This window comes from Nocardia sp. JCM 34519.1 (assembly GCF_020361265.1).
Taxonomy (GTDB): Bacteria; Actinomycetota; Actinomycetes; order Mycobacteriales; family Mycobacteriaceae; genus Nocardia; species Nocardia arthritidis_A.
In genome coordinates this window covers 23,959-38,716 of sequence record NZ_JAIRBR010000015.1, presented here as the reverse complement: position 1 = coordinate 38,716, position 14,758 = coordinate 23,959, and the positions used below count along the sequence as shown (strand labels likewise).

Below are 14,758 nucleotides of genomic sequence, written 5' to 3'. Positions count from 1 at the left end.
AACCGGCGTAAAGTCATCCTGAGATCGTGAGTGGGACCCGGCGGTGCTGCGAGGTGGTGCGCGTGGGTAAGCGCGTCGACGCGTTGGTTGTCGACAACGACGACGAGGTGCGGCGTAGGCTCCAGCGCTGCGTCGCGGCATTGCGGCACATGGTCGACGACAACTGGTTCGTCGGCCATGAAGACACCGTGGGTATGGAGGTCGAGCTCGATCTCGTGGACCCGTTGGGCCGCCCGCGGCTGATCAACGACCTGGTCCTGGAACATCTGGACCGGACGGACATGCAGGAAGAACTCGGTCGGTTCAACGTGGAGCTGAACCTGGCCCCGCGTCGGCTGCGGGGAAGTGTGCTGCGCGACTGCGAACGCGAACTCGCCGACGTGCTGAACGCCAGCCGGGCGCGGATCGAGCGGCTGGGCGCTCGGCTGGTGGCCGTCGGCATGCTGCCCACCGTCAGCGCCGAGCAGCTGACCCTCGAACGGATCTCCGCCAACCCGCGCTACGCGCTGCTGTGCCACCGCCTGCGCGCCGCACGCCACAGACCGTTCGTCGTGCGCATCCCCGACGGGTGCGAGCCGGTGGAATTCACCACCGACGCGCCCGCTCCCGACGCCGCCGCGACCAGCCTGCAGCTACACCTGCGGGTGCCGCCCGACCGGTTCGCCGACTATTACAACGCCGCCCAGCTGATCGCCGGGGCCCAGGTCGCGGTGGCCGCGAATTCGCCGTACCTGCTGGCCCGCCAGGCGTGGCAGGAAACCCGCATCACGCTGTTGGAGCAGCTGCTCGACAGCCGCCCACCCAGGGACGTCCGGGTCGGCGCACCGGCACGCGTCCGGCTGGGCGACGGGTGGATCGACGGCCCGGTGGAACTCTTCGACGAGCTGGTGCGGCTCTTCCCACCATTGTTTCCGACGCTGGACGACGAGGATCCCGATGCCGCCGTGCGCGCCGGGTATACCCCGAACCTGCGCGAGCTTCGGCTGCACAACGGCACGGTCTGGCGCTGGAACCGCCCGGTCTACGACGTCCAAGCGGGACACCCGCAGTTCCGCATCGAAAACCGGGTCCTACCCAGCGGACCGACCGCCGCCGATATGGTCGCCAACGCCGCCTTCTACTACGGCCTGGTCCGCGCGATCGTCGACAGCGACGACATCCCCACCAGCCGGATCCCTTTCGCGGTGGCGGAGCGGGACCTGCATCGCGCGGCACGCGACGGGCTGACGGCGCGGCTGTCCTGGCGGGGCGTCGACCACCCGGTCGACCGGCTCACCTGTGAGGTGCTACTGCCGATCGCCGCCGCCGGGCTCGACGCCTGGGGCGTGGACGCCGACGACCGCGACCACTACCTCGGCGTCATCGAAGCGCGAGTCCGATGCGGCCGTACCGGCGCCGCCTGGCAGACGCTGATGGTGCGCCACCTCGAGGAACACGGTCTGGGGCGAATCTCGGCCCTGGGCGAGATGACCCGGCGATATGTCGAGTGCTCGCACACCGGCGCTCCGGTACACACCTGGCCTGTGCCATGACCCGGGCATGTCACGACGCGTCCCATTCGACCCACGGGTTCGGCTTGCATTCACTCAGGAAGAGCCGGCGGTCCGGGTGGTCGTAAGCCAGGAGACAAGCGTGGGCGGCAACGTTCTTCAACATCACCCGGCCGTCCGCCGGAATCGCTTCCCACAGCGATTCGTCGCTGTCGCACGTCCAGCTTCCCGCCATCGCCTGATCCGTGGCGACACCCAAACAGTGACCCGGATAGTCGGTCATTTGATACCGGTAGCCGGAACCGGTGAAAGTGACGGTGAAGACATGTTCGTACCCGGGATCGCAGCCGGAATCCGGCAGGGCGTCATCCAACCACGCCGACTCGTTGTCGTAATAGATGCACCGCACCGGATTCAGGCCCCAATTTCTCAGCCACAGCTGAGGATCGGCCTTGGGCTGTGGCGCGCCGGTCGGACGGGCGGTGGTCATCGGCGTCGAGGGAGTAACGGACGTCGGTGTATCGGTTCGCGGCGCCGCACCGGACGGATTCGCCGCCGAGCACGTCAGGGCCGCCGTCACCGCGGCCATCAGCAATATATCTGCTCGCATGCGCATTGAATTTCCTTGTGTAGTACGGGGCAGAATCATCGGGCGATCAGATAAGCGCCGGATTCCATTTCTGCAAATTCGCTGTGCTCGGCGCAGCGGTAGCGATTCCCAGAAGCGTTGCGCCGAGCGCGATACCCAGGACCGTCTTCCTTCTTGCGAACATCTGCACGCCTATCTCGATATCGGGCCAACGGTCTGCCGTGTGGGCCGCCATACCGGTGTCACCGGGCGGCCCGACCCGCCAGGTGTCTTTGTTTAGCCGTTTCGTGTTGTTCGATCTCGGGGGCGCCAACATCGAACAACATGATCCGAACAATGCGCGGCGCTCTCGATGCTGGATATTCGGTCCTTGGAACGGCTGTCGGGGCCGAGTGACGTGCGGATTCGCCGATCGCGTCGATATTCGAACGACAATCCCCTGATATCGGTTCCCCACTCGGCGAATAGCCGAGTGGGGAACCGAACCATTTTGGTGGACGCGGATTCGAAATGACGTAACTATGTCAGTCGTCGCTGTGGTTCCGGTCGGCATGCATGCGAAGAGTGACTCGCAGCCGGGTACCGCCGAGCGGGCTGTCGTCCATACCGGCCGAACCGCCGTGCAGCCGGGCTTGCTGCGCCACCAGCGCCAGGCCGAGACCACTTCCGGCCGCCGCGGTCGGGCCGCGGGAGAATCGCTGGAACACTCGTTCCCGGTCGTCGGGTAGGACTCCGCTGCCATTGTCGTCGACGGTGAGGGTGATCATGGCGTCGCCGCCGATGCGGGCGTCGATTCGCACCCGGGTGGCCGCCCCGTGGCGCACCGAGTTGGTCACGGCATTGTCGAGGATCGAGCGCAGACCGACCGCCAGCCCCCGCATCCGCACCGGTTCGGTGACCGCCGAACTGATCGACAGCGCCGGATGGATCCGCCGGGCATCGTCGATGACCTGTTCGATCAGCTCGTCGAGGTCGACGTCGGCGAAGTCCGCGTCGGTGGTCAGCTCGCCGAGGGCCAGCCGTTCCAATGCGTCCAGGGTCGATTCCACCGCATACTGTGCGGCGCGCACATCGGTGAGGATTTCGGCGCGCTGGTCCTCGGTGAGCGGCAGTGAATGCAATACCTCCAAGTCGGTGCGCATCGATGTCAGCGGGGTGCGCAGCTCGTGGGCGGAGGTGGCGGCGAAATCGCGTGCGGCGGCCAGAGCGTCGGCGGTGTGCCGGCGTTCGGCGGCGATACGCTCGAGCATCTGGTTCATGGCCGCGGTGAGTTCGGCGGTCTCGGCGGTCTCCCGTTTCGACGAAACCTCCAGCGTCAGCCGCGAACCCACCCCCTTGGTCGCCTCGGTCAGCCGCCGCAGCGGCAACACCGCGCGGTGCGCGAAGAACCAGCCCAGCCCGGCGGCCAGCACGATCGCTACCATTCCGACCGTCAAGATCCGGTCACGTTGCTGCGTGATCGTGTCGGCGACCACCGACTTCGGGACAGCGGCCGCCACGGTGCCGCCATCGGCGGGGAACTGCCACACATATCCCGACCCGGTCGGCGAGGGCGTTATCCGCCCGGGTTGGGGCGGGATCGTGGATGTGGGCTGCGGTGGGTTCGGTCGGGCGGTACCGGATGCGCCCGGATATTCGGGCGGGATCGTGGGTGTCGGCTCAGGTGGGTTCGTCGGTCCGGCGGTACCGGATGCGCCCGGATGTTCGGGTGGGATCGTGGGTGTCGGTTGCGGGCGGGTCGTCGAAACCGCACCGCCGCGGGCGACATCGAGCGATTTCACCACCTTGTCGAGCTGCTGACCGGTACTGGTTTGGGCGACAGCCAGAAATACCGCGCTCATCGCGACGACCACCAGCGCGGCCGCTGCCGCGCTGGCGAACGCCACCCGGGCGCGCAGCGAAATCGGGGACCTCACGGCTCGGCCCGCAGCGCGAAACCGACCCCGCGCACGGTGTGTATCAGGCGCGCGCATCCGGTCGCCTCGATCTTGCCGCGCAGATTCGACACGAATACGTCGACAACCTTCGTCTGTGTCGGAAAGTTGTAGCCCCACACCTGATCGAGCAGCTGAGCACGGGAGAACACCTGCCCCGGCGCGGATGCCAGCGCGGCCAGCAGATCGAATTCCCGTCTGGTCAGATCCAAGACGATGTCGTTGACACATGCGCGGCGAGTACCGATCTGGACGGTGATCGGCCCGGCGACCAAGCGGCCGGGATCGGGCGCGGCCGCGGGCACCCGCCGCAACAAGGCCCGCAACCGCGCCACCAACTCACCGAGATCGAACGGCTTGGTCAGATAGTCGTCCGCACCCGCATCCAGGGCATCGATCCGGTCGGAGACCTCCGACCGGGCGCTGAGTACGCAGATGGGAATGTCGTTTCCGAGCGAGCGCAGCGCGGTGACCACCTGGACCCCGTCGAGCCGGGGCATACTCAGGTCGAGGACCATCGCCGCGGGCGCGCCCGCGGCGATGCGTTGCAGCGCACCGGCTCCATCGGCCGCGGTGTCGACGGTGAAACCGGACAGCTGCAGTCCCCGCGCCACCGATGCCCGTATCCGGGCATCGTCGTCGACCACCAACACTCGGCTGTTCGTCACGGGACCGACACTAGTTCCGGCAGACCGACGCCGTCGGCCGGCAGAGCGGCCCCAGCCCTATTCATGCCGACGGGACCAACCTGAGCTGTGTCGGAAACGGACCGGGTTGCTGTGTCGGCGTCGGGGCCGGACCGGGCTCCTGCGTCATGGTCGGGACCGGACCGGGCTGCTGTGTCGGGGTCGGGATCGGACCACCGCTGGAACCGGTCGGCCAATCGGCCAGGGCAGGTACGGCAAAGGCGACAGTCGCACCGGCTCCCGCAGCGGCCACGGCAACCGCGAGACGAAAAGTGGACAATTTCATGGAGCGCTTCCGTTCTCTAGGACTTACCGGATGTCGGTATCCGAACACCGCCAACGCTATGAGCCGAGTTCTCAGCAACGACTAACCAATGGTTAAGAAACCGATAGGAGTGGACGCGCCATGAGAGACCATGGGGGCCTTCTTATTTCGGGATCTCGAAAGAGGCCGTCGCACCCGGATCGGTCGGTCGGCACAGCCGCTTTGGGCTTAGGACCGAGAACCCGAGGGGCGCAATGGCATTCGTAAGAGAGAACAACCGGAACCGCGATGAACGCATTGACCGGTGCCACCGCCAGCTCTGCCAGCACCGGGCGTGTCCGCGGCAGCCGCAATGTCACCCAACCAGATGACCCGCGACCCGGACGGCCTCGTCACCTTGATGCCGCCATATCAAGACCTGCTGGCGTTTTCCGCGCTGAGGTACACCACGAGGTCGCGGGGCAGGCCGTAGGTGTAGTGCAGGTATCGGTAGTCGTCATCGCTCAGGGGTCCGGCGAAACGCTTGTGGGACAAGACTTGTCGTCCGCGTCGGAGCAGCAGGGCGAATTTGCGTTCCTCGTCGAGCAGGTCCGAGCGCACCTCCTGCGGGTGACGCGACTGCCGGAAGTGTTCGAGGGTGCACTCGATCAGTTCGATCGGGAGGTCGGACAATGTGCGGGTGGGGTCGTCGCGCCACAGCGTGGTGAGCGCGCGACGGAGCAGTCGACGCAGCACGTACCCGCGGCCGGTGTTGGACGGTATGGTCCGGTCGCCGAGAACGACGATGCTGGACCGCAGATGATCCGACAGCAGGCGCAGCGACGGTTCGTTCAACGATCCCCAGAGCCGGGGCAGGGTGGTCCGCCACGGCTCGAAAAGGTCTATCTCGTAGACGGATTGGGCATTGCGCAGGATGCGCACCAGTCGTTCCAGTCCCATGCCGGTGTCGACACTCGGCCGGTCCAACGGCTCGAGGCTGCCGTCCGAGTGCCGGACGTATCGCATCATGACGTGGTTCCACACCTCGACCCAGCGATCGTCGGTTGTCGGTGTGCCCCACGGTATCCCGGGCCCCGTCCAGACGAAGATTTCCGAATCGGGGCCACACAGGCCGGTGGGACCGTTCCACCAGTTCTCGTCCGTGGCCGGTTCGACCGGTAACCCCAGCTCATCCCACGTCTGCCAGGATTCGTGGTCGGGTCCGACAGCGTCGTCCCCGGCGAAGACCGTGACGTGCATTCGCCCGGGATCGATGCCGAAGCCGTCACGCAGCAGCTGGTAGCCCCACCGCAGGCTCTGCGAACCGCCGTAGTCGCCGAGTGACCACGAGCCGAGCATCTCGAAGACGGTCAAATGCGTATCGTCGCCGACCTCGTCCAGATCGGTGGTGCGCAGACACCGCTGCCTATTGGTGAGCCGTCGACCCAGCGGATGCGGGCGGCCCCGCAGATACGGGGTCAACGGATGCATACCGGAGGTGGTGAACAGCACCGGATCCCCCGGCGGGGAAACCAGCGATTCGCTGGGCACGAGTTCATGGCCGCGCTCGCGGAAGAATTCGACGAAGGTGTGAATGGTCTGGTCAGTTGTGATCATGGTGGCGGCTCCATCGAGGTGAAATCGACCGGAAGCGACCGCACATGGCAAGTCCCGCAAGAAGACCGACACCGGCGGACCGTTTCCGGTCGCCGGCAAGAGATGAAGGTCAGACGGCAGCGACCGGCAAGCTGTGAGCTCGCTCGGCCGCGGTGGCGATTCGTCGACAGGCCTTCATGGGCCCACGGTAGCAACGACACCTACCGCGGCGCGATCGAATTTATCGGCGATACCGAACTCGGCGCGGACACCGTACGGTGATGGAAGCCGCTGGAGGAGAAGGAATCCCATGGCCATTCAGCACATCGTCACGATTCGGGTCGCGCCGGGCAGATCCGCAGAGTTCGCCGAAGCGTTCAAGGCCCTGAAAGCCGTCGCCGAACAGGAGGAAGGTTGTGAGCGATACGACCTTTTCCAGAGTATGGACGATCCCGACACGCTGGTGATGCTGGAACGTTGGACCAACCAGGACCTGCTCGACAAGCACACACGGGCCGAGCGCAGTGGTAGCGCGATGCTCGTCGACGCACTCGTCGGGCTTTGGGCGCCCGGTGTCACCCCGACCGTCGAGCGCTTCGAGGACTGACCGTGCCCGCTGGCCATCGCGGGATCTCGGAAGAGCCACGGGCTGAGCACCATACGCCGCCATCAGTGCTCGCACATACCGGATGTCCGCGGGAAGTAATCCATTGCTGCACAAGGCTATTCGCGCTGCGATACGCTGTTGGTCGTCGTTCGATCTACGCGGGAGGCATGTGATGACCGAGCAGGAACCGGCGCCGGAGAACCGCGATATGCAGATAGTCGACGTATCCACGCCGGAATCGGAGACCTCGGCCACGCTGTCGGTGCACTACCGCGATGGCAAAGCGGTCCTCGTCGCCACCGGCGGGTCCGTCATCCCGAGCGTCATCGAGGTAGAGAACGCCAACGGCAGCGTGGTCGCTCACTATGCGGCAGACACGACACCGACCGCGCGGGGAGTGCGTGTGTCGTTCTGGCAAGGCGTCAGCATCACCGATGAAGCTGGGCAGATCTACGACACTGCCTCCGAGGAACAAGCCTCCGAATAGACAGGCAAGCTACCTATCGCTGGCGTCGAATGTCCTTGCGCGCAAAGCTCGTTCGACACCGTCCTTACCTTCCAACACCAGGCGGCGCAAAGGCCACGGGTGCTCTTCGGCGAGGAAACGCTCCGCCGCGTCGACGGCGGCGGTGCTGATCTGATGCGGGTAGAGGGCTCGGGCCAGGGTCTGGGCGACCATCGTCGACTGCCGCTCCCACGCCGCCGGGAGCTCGGCGAAATACCGGTTCGTATAGTCGGTGAGCAGGTGCTCCTGACCGGACGGGGCGAAGTTGAACGCGATGGCGCGCACCGTGGTGTTGGCCAGGGTGGTGTCGAGGAGCAGGCGGTCCCAGGCGGCCTTCTTCACTGCGGCCTGGGGTCGGGCCACAGCCGCGGCGGCCGCGTGGCGGCGACCGTGGTCGGTGGCGTCGCGAGTCAGCTCGGCATCGATGACCGGGGTCGCGGGGCCGTCGGCATCGATACGACCTGCCGAGGCGAGGGTCCGGATGATCTTCCAGCGCAGCTCGGTATCCACCGCCAGCCCCGGCAGGCCGACCTCGGCCGGGTCGCCGTCGAGCAGTGCGGCCAGCAGATCGAGCTGACGTTGCGGCAGGCGCGCGCCGAGCGGGGCCTCGAACGGCCCGGCGATGCCGGTGAGCGCGTTGATCAACGCCAACTGATGGTCGGAGCCCGGCGCGGCCGCGCGGGCCAGCGCCACCACACCGTCGGTGTAGATCGCCCACCCGGTCTCGGCCGCCCAGTCCGGGTCGGCGTAGCGGCTCAGCGCCGTCTGGGTTTGCAGCAGAACCCGTTGCACCACAGCGATTTCCGACTCGGCGCCGACCCCGCGCAATACCAGGCCGACGTAGTCGCGGGTGCGTAACTCCGCGTTGCGAACCATCTCCCAGGCCGCCGACCAACACAGAGTGCGCGGCAGCGGATCCTCGATATCGGCGATCCGCGCCAGCACGGTGCGCAACGACTCCGGGTCCAGCCGCAGTGAACAGTAGGTGAGATCGTCGTCGTTGAGCAGCACCAGCGCACCGCGCTCCACACCCACCAATTCCGGCACCTCGGTGCGCCCGGCGGCGATATCGAGCTCGATTCGCTTGGTACGCACCAGCTTTCCGTCATGATCGGAATAGATGCCGATGGCCATCCGATGCGCGCGGAACTCACCGGCGCCCGGAGCCGCACCCTCCTGCACCACCGCGAAAGAGGTGAATGTGCCGTCGGTGACCGTGAATTCGGGACGCAGCGTGTTGATACCGGTGCTCTCGAGCCACTGCGCACTCCACCCGGACAGGTCGCGGCCGGACGAATCGGCCACCGCCCGAACAAGATCCGCGAGCGTCGCATTGGCGTAGGCGTGTTCGGTGAAATAGTTCCGCAGACCGGCCAGGAACGATTCCCGCCCCACATAGGCGGCCAGCTGCTTGAGCACCGACGCGCCCTTCTGATAGGTGATCGCGTCGAAATTCACCTGCACCGAATCGATATCGGGGATGTCGGCGACGATCGGGTGCGTGGACGCCAGCTGATCCTGCGCGTAGGCCAACGCCTTCTCGTTGTTGGCGAAGCTGGTCCAGCATGTGGTGTATTCGGTGGCGTCGGCCTGGGCCAGGTTGGCGGCGAAGGTGGCGAACGATTCGTTCAACCACAGGTCGTCCCACCACCGCATGGTGACCAAGTCGCCGAACCACATGTGCGCCATCTCGTGCAGCACGACATTGCAGCGGCGTTCGTAGGAGGCGCGCTTCACCTTGGAACGGAATACATACGCCTCGGTAAAGGTAACTGCGCCAGGATGTTCCATGGCGCCCATGTTGTATTCGGGGCAGAAGATCTGGTCGTACTTGCCGAACGGGTACGGCACACCGAAATTGGCGTGGTAGAAGGCGAAACCCTGTTTGGTTTCGGCGAAAAGCCGTTCCGTGTCGAGGTATTCGGCCAGGGACGCACGGGCCAGGATACCCAGCGGGATGGTGCCGTGCTCGTCGGTGTAGACGTCATCCCAGCGCACATAGTGCCCGGCGCAGATGACCATCAGATAGGTGGACAGGCGTGCGGTGGTGGCGAAGGTGTGAGTGGCCTTGTCACCGTCTTTTTCGACGCCGACGATGGCGCCCAGCGAGACGACCTCCCAGTCGGCGGGCGCGGTGACCGCGACATCGAAGGTGGCCTTCAGATCCGGCTGGTCGAAGCAGGCGAATACTCGCTTGGCTTGGGTGGGCTCGAACTGGTTCGACAGATAGGTTTTTCCGTCGGCCGGGTCGACGAAACGGTGCAGGCCCTCACCGGTGCGCGAGTAACGGCAGTCCGCGTCGACGACCAGTTCGTTGCGTTCGGCCAAGCCGCGCAACAGGATTCCCGGTGAGCGCCCGGAATCGGACACCTCGACCGGGGCGCCGTTGAGCGTGACCGAGCGGACCGTCTCCGCCGTGAGGTCGATGAAGGTCTGCGAACCGGGGGTCGCGGTGAAGGTGACCGTGGTCAGCGATCGGAATGTGCCGCCGGCCGGTTCGGCGGGCTGCTCGCTGAGATCCAGATGGATCCGATAGTTGTCGACCTCGACTGTGGCAGCCCGGGTGATCGCTTGGTCGCGGGTGAGGCTCGGTGCGGACAAAATGAACTCCTCGGTATCGCAGGCTCGCCCCGCCCCATGCGTTCCGAAGTCCGCCGCGGCCTCGCCTCGCGCAATATCTCTGCGCCACCGTTCACAGCCGGTGGCGCACAACGATTTCCAGCATGCCAGGTTCAGGCCGATGTGCGGTAGCCGATTCCGGCGACTCTCCCGGCGGCGCCGAATTGATCTCGGCGCACCTGAGCACGGCACTGTGCGGACCGGCCGTTACGATGTCGGCGTCGCATGCCGGGTATTTGCTCTGACCTGGCAGATGTCGGCGGAGCTTGCTGATCGTGGTTGGAAGGGTTGGGGAATGAGGGTTACCGCGGGGATATTCGGCCTGCTGATCGCTGTCGCGGGGGCGGTGATGATGTGTCTCGGCTACATAGCACAGCATGATTTGCGTGACGATTCCGCGCGAAGTACACCCGGTCTGGGTATGACTTGCCAAGCGAATCGGGACAATCCCCGGTTGCAGGACTGTAGCTGGGGTTGGTGGGATGGGCACAACAGCACGCGCGGCGAGGACATCATGCCGGTCAGGGAGCGTACCGGTGAACTCATCAGCGACGTCGTATTGATCGGTGCCGCACTCTTCGTCGGTGGTTTGGTGTTGACCGGTGGGGCGCTCGCGGGTGGGGGCAGGACTCGCCACATATCGTCCGCAATGCCACCGCAGCAGTGGCAACAACCGGCGGCGCAGTGGTCCGGAGCTCCCTCGACCGGTCACCCGGGTGGCGTCTAGTCGCCCACTGATCCGGGCCTGTTCGAGCGCCGGCCCACCGGTTGGTATCGGCGAAAAGTCCTGTCACTCGGCTGATTTGCGGTGCCGTCGTCGGCGGTACAGGTAAACCGCCACCATCGCGATCGAGATCAGCACAGCCCATACCGGTGCGATGAGCGCGACCGCCGTGATCACGTCCAGGCCGACTGCGATCTCGGCGACCGGGATCGCCACCAGCAACAACGCGCCGGCCCACCGGCTCACCGCCGAAATCGCTTGTGCGGCAGAGAAGTAGGCGAGCGAAAAGTATCCGGCGACACGCGAGATCGCAGTGCGCAGACATTGCGCGGGCCGCGCGAAAACAGACAGAACCATTGAGACACCCCAGGACGTGCACCACGGCAGGCATGCCGACACTCACGAGAGCAGGTGCGGGACAACAGGTACGGAAACGAATCCGGCCGCCGATCCCTCCCTGAGAAGGTCTAGGCTGCCGCGATGCGCCGTCCTGGGGCGCGCGCTCGAACATGCCCGGCGGCATCGGGGTCACTATGCCTGCACGAGACGGTCGCAAAGGTGTCGTCACAGATATCGACCAGCGAGTAACCCGTCGACCGTGCCGAACCCCCGATCAGCGCGGCCGCGATCGCCACCACAAGCACCACAACGGCCGCGGCCATCGCCTGCGCCGCGCCCCCGACGGTAACCGGCAGCATGAACAGCAGAATCGAGGCAGCGACGAACTTCAGCACCAGCATCTGGTCGCTGAATTCCATTGGCACACAACCAATGCTACACATCTGGTCATCTCGGTCTGAACGAGACCCAGACCCATCAGATGCTGAACAAGCTTTCCGGCCCGCCGATCCGGCGGATCGCCTCCAAGGGATACGGGGTGTGCCTGCTCTCGAAACGGAATTCGCGGTAGTAGTCGGTCATTATCGCGGCGAGTGCGGCGTGGCGGGTGAGGATCGCCGCGATCTGCGGCGGAATCCCCGTCGGCGTTTCCCCTCTGGCGCAGGCGTGCACGAACGCGATGCGCTCGTCCTGCTTGTACCCGTACAGGGCGACGACGAGCCACTGCACCAGGTGGGTGAGGGTGTAGCTGCGGTCATAGGTCTGATGTTCGGCGAAGAAGTCGACCTCCTCCTTCGACAGATCGAAGCGGGAGGAGATCGCGAGGCCGTAGTCGGTGAAGAACAGCCGCTCGCCGTCGGTGAGGATGTTCTGGAAATGGCCATCGAAATGCAGGAGCCCGCGGGCGTTCATGAAAGAGATCCCGGCCTCGAGTTCCTTCATCACCATGGAGCATGCCTGCACGGCCGTCTCTTCGTCGGCTTTGACCTGAACGTCCAGCCAGTCGTGCAGGTTCTGCGGGATGTACTCCAGGAACAGTGCGACGCAAGCCGTGGAGTCCCGCAGCGCCTCGATCCGGTGACGCACCTGTGGTCCGCCTCCCCAGTAGGCGACAACGTTCTCCACATCGGCCAGTTCCTCGGGCAGCGTCTGCCCGGTGTGCGGCAGCACCCGCCAGTGGTACATCAGGGGAAAGCCCTCATGGTCATGTGCGAGCACCCAGTTCGTCGTCATGATGTGCACGGCCAACTCCCGCCAGGCCCCCCATCCCGGACTTGCGGGGACCCCGAGTCCGGAATGGCAGAAAACAGGTAGCCCGAAGAGGTTCGCCGTGGACCGGATGTTGTCGGGCTGCCTTTCCAGATCGGTCAGCGCCAGCCGCTTGACGAAGACCGGGGTCCCGTCGACCTCCAGCAACGCCGAAGTCCCGCCGACACCGGAACCCAGCGGTGCGGCCGAATCCACCAGGTGGCGCAGTTCGCGATCACTGCGCAGCGCCAATGATGTCGAGACGGCACTGTAGGCAGCCAAACGCGCACCATGCGACGTATCGAACTTCTCGGCGTTCACCTCCACCGAGGCACCAACCTCTCTTGCAGCACCAAAGGGTATGCGTACGGGACGGTTTGCCCCCTGGCATTCGCGGACGGCATAGCGGACCGTGGCTCGCAGGATCGATCCGAATACCCTTTGGCCACAATGTACGTGCCGATCAACAGCAAGGTCGGGCAAGCACGCTGCCTCGGCAGACCGCCGCTCCGCATCGGCTCGGGTAGGCCGGACGGCTGCCAGGTGATTCCGTCCGACCCAGGACTCGAACCCGGTCCGCCGCCCCCGGTCGCTGACCAGAACTGACCCGGATAGTTCCGCTGCCTCGGGAGACCGCGTCGAGCTCATCGACAAACTCTGGCAATGACTTCCACGGCGCCAAGCCACCGGCGGTCACAAATTCCGCATCCGCCTCGGCGGCCCCTTTATCGGGGGGAGGGCACAGGAACATCGTCGCCAAACTCGCCGTGCCGGATTGGTTGCGAAATCCACCACTCCCATGAGAACTGACATAGGCGACAAGGGGTGCACAGTTTTCGAAGGCGTTTCGTGACATTACGTTTCGTATACACAAACCAAACGAAACGAAACGGCTTACCGGAGAAGAGCGGGGAGGCAACGGATTCTGACCTCCGATAAGGTTCACTTATCGGAGGTCAGAACTCGGCGGATTCGACACGCGCAACACGGATTTCGTTTCGTGTGAATACGTTGGATGCGACGTAAGTGACGCTACGATTCTCGAATGTCCAACGTGTGCAACTTTCCAGGGTGTTCGCGACCGTCCGCTCGCGGGGGAGGGCCGGGGCGGCCGTCGGAATATTGCGACCATCCGGAGCACACTCGCTGGCGGGCATGGCGGGAAAGGCAACGGCAGCAACAGGACTCGCAGGTACCGGAGGCTTCCGTCACTGTGACGACACCGGGTCCGGTGACGGTGGCGCGGTTGCGGGCCGACGAGTTGCTCACCCAATTCCGTGGGCTGGCCGATCAATTGGGAAATACGCTCAGCGCGGCGGTGGCGGAACTGTCCACCCTGGCCGATCCGGCGGTGGCCGAGGCGCAGGTGCAGGCCGTGCAGGCGGATGCGGCCCGGCGGATCGCGGAGGCCGAGGTCGCCACCGTCGCCGCCGAGCAGGCCAGGCGGGCCGCCGAGGAGGCGCGGACACTGGCCGAATCCGCCGCCGACGATGCCGCGGCCGCCGCCGAACGCGCGGAAGCCCTTGTCGCCGAGGCGAATGCGGCCCGCGATGACGCGCTGCGCGAGGTGCAGCGGGTCACCAAACAGTCCGCCGACGAAGTGTTCGCGGCCCGCAGCGCCGCCGAGGCCGAGGTACGTACCGTGCGCCGGGAAACCGCCGAGCAGATCGCCCGCGCCGAAAAAGAAGCCGCGGAACGAATCGAACAGGCCGAACGCCGCGCCGCGGCCGAAATCGCCCACGCCCAGCGCGAAGCCGCCGCCCAGGTATCGGCGGCCGCCGCCGAACGCGACCTCGCCGCCCAGCGCGCCGCCGACGCCGAACGCGCCACCGAACGAGCCGAGCAGGCCGTACTGGAACGCATCGAAGCCGCCAACGAGGCCCGCGACGAATGGCGCAGGGCCCGAACGGAATTGGAAACCACCCGCGCCGAACTCGCCGAAACCCGCCGCACCGCGACAGCCGACCTGACCGCGGCCCGCGCCGCCGCCACAGCCGCCGCCGAACAAGCCGAAGCCGCGGCCGCACAACGCATCCAAGCGCTCGACGAAGCCCGCGCACAAACCCTCGCCCGCGCCGAACGCGCCGAACGCCAACTCGACGAACTCCTCGCCCGCTCCGCATCCGAATCACCCAGTCCGCCAAATGGATCCGGGGGCTAGCAAGGGCCGCCCGCCG

The 14,758-nt window shown here is 65.9% G+C and carries 12 protein-coding genes; 4 read left to right on the top strand and 8 right to left on the bottom strand.

The window, feature by feature from the left end; all coding sequences use genetic code 11:
* The first annotated feature begins 62 nt into the window (after window positions 1–62).
* Window positions 63–1,532 carry a hypothetical protein gene (locus LGY53_RS29825; protein ID WP_225730013.1) on the top strand — a complete coding sequence of 490 codons (1,470 nt, stop codon included), beginning with the start codon at window positions 63–65 and terminating at the stop codon, window positions 1,530–1,532.
* A 10-nt stretch (window positions 1,533–1,542) separates the two neighbouring features.
* On the opposite strand, the gene LGY53_RS29820 is transcribed toward LGY53_RS29825, so the two are convergent.
* The 4 genes from LGY53_RS29820 to LGY53_RS29805 all read right to left on the bottom strand — a co-directional run bounded on the left by LGY53_RS29820 (window position 1,543) and on the right by LGY53_RS29805 (window position 6,560).
* Window positions 1,543–2,079, bottom strand: coding sequence for a hypothetical protein (locus tag LGY53_RS29820; protein WP_225730012.1), 537 nt, complete (start codon window positions 2,077–2,079; stop codon window positions 1,543–1,545).
* A gap of 524 nt (window positions 2,080–2,603) precedes the next feature.
* Entirely contained in the window at window positions 2,604–3,995 is a 1,392-nt protein-coding gene (locus LGY53_RS44245; protein ID WP_225730011.1) for a sensor histidine kinase KdpD, read from the bottom strand.
* Window positions 3,992–4,681 carry a response regulator transcription factor gene (locus LGY53_RS29810; protein ID WP_225730010.1) on the bottom strand — a complete coding sequence of 230 codons (690 nt, stop codon included), beginning with the start codon at window positions 4,679–4,681 and terminating at the stop codon, window positions 3,992–3,994. The genes LGY53_RS44245 and LGY53_RS29810 overlap by 4 nt, the downstream gene beginning before the upstream one ends.
* A gap of 694 nt (window positions 4,682–5,375) precedes the next feature.
* The gene (locus tag LGY53_RS29805) at window positions 5,376–6,560 is read right to left on the bottom strand and encodes an alanine--tRNA ligase-related protein (protein ID WP_225730009.1); all 1,185 of its coding nucleotides are present in this window, start codon (window positions 6,558–6,560) and stop codon (window positions 5,376–5,378) included.
* Window positions 6,561–6,849: 289 nt separating this feature from the next.
* Here LGY53_RS29805 and LGY53_RS29800 point away from each other — a divergent pair, with 289 nt between their 5' ends.
* A complete protein-coding gene (locus LGY53_RS29800) occupies window positions 6,850–7,146 on the top strand; it encodes a putative quinol monooxygenase (protein WP_225730008.1) in 297 nt (98 codons plus the stop codon).
* 172 nt (window positions 7,147–7,318) lie between these two features.
* Complete coding sequence (locus LGY53_RS29795; RefSeq protein WP_225730007.1) at window positions 7,319–7,633, top strand: hypothetical protein; 315 nt, start codon at window positions 7,319–7,321, stop codon at window positions 7,631–7,633.
* Between the two features lie 9 nt (window positions 7,634–7,642).
* On the opposite strand, the gene pepN is transcribed toward LGY53_RS29795, so the two are convergent.
* The 4 genes from pepN to LGY53_RS29775 form a co-directional block, all read right to left on the bottom strand.
* Entirely contained in the window at window positions 7,643–10,252 is a 2,610-nt protein-coding gene (pepN, locus tag LGY53_RS29790) for an aminopeptidase N (RefSeq protein ID WP_225730006.1), read from the bottom strand.
* An 808-nt stretch (window positions 10,253–11,060) separates the two neighbouring features.
* Window positions 11,061–11,351 carry a hypothetical protein gene (locus LGY53_RS29785; protein ID WP_225730005.1) on the bottom strand — a complete coding sequence of 97 codons (291 nt, stop codon included), beginning with the start codon at window positions 11,349–11,351 and terminating at the stop codon, window positions 11,061–11,063.
* A 110-nt stretch (window positions 11,352–11,461) separates the two neighbouring features.
* The gene (locus LGY53_RS29780; RefSeq protein WP_225730167.1) at window positions 11,462–11,752 is read right to left on the bottom strand and encodes a DUF6412 domain-containing protein; all 291 of its coding nucleotides are present in this window, start codon (window positions 11,750–11,752) and stop codon (window positions 11,462–11,464) included.
* A gap of 58 nt (window positions 11,753–11,810) precedes the next feature.
* The gene (locus LGY53_RS29775; RefSeq protein ID WP_225730004.1) at window positions 11,811–12,863 is read right to left on the bottom strand and encodes a protein kinase family protein; all 1,053 of its coding nucleotides are present in this window, start codon (window positions 12,861–12,863) and stop codon (window positions 11,811–11,813) included.
* A gap of 931 nt (window positions 12,864–13,794) precedes the next feature.
* Between LGY53_RS29775 and LGY53_RS29770 the strand changes: the two genes are divergently transcribed.
* Entirely contained in the window at window positions 13,795–14,742 is a 948-nt protein-coding gene (locus tag LGY53_RS29770; protein ID WP_225730003.1) for a hypothetical protein, read from the top strand.
* Window positions 14,743–14,758 lie beyond the last annotated feature (16 nt).

Coding starts and splice junctions, on each gene's coding strand:
- LGY53_RS29805 (WP_225730009.1), bottom strand. CDS start 6,560: ATGATCACAACTGACCAGACCATTCACACCTTCGTCGAATTCTTCCGC.
- LGY53_RS29820 (WP_225730012.1), bottom strand. CDS start 2,079: ATGGCCGCGGTGACGGCGGCCCTGACGTGCTCGGCGGCGAATCCGTCC.
- LGY53_RS29800 (WP_225730008.1), top strand. CDS start 6,850: ATGGCCATTCAGCACATCGTCACGATTCGGGTCGCGCCGGGCAGATCC.
- LGY53_RS29780 (WP_225730167.1), bottom strand. CDS start 11,752: ATGGAATTCAGCGACCAGATGCTGGTGCTGAAGTTCGTCGCTGCCTCG.
- LGY53_RS29795 (WP_225730007.1), top strand. CDS start 7,319: ATGACCGAGCAGGAACCGGCGCCGGAGAACCGCGATATGCAGATAGTC.
- LGY53_RS29785 (WP_225730005.1), bottom strand. CDS start 11,351: ATGGTTCTGTCTGTTTTCGCGCGGCCCGCGCAATGTCTGCGCACTGCG.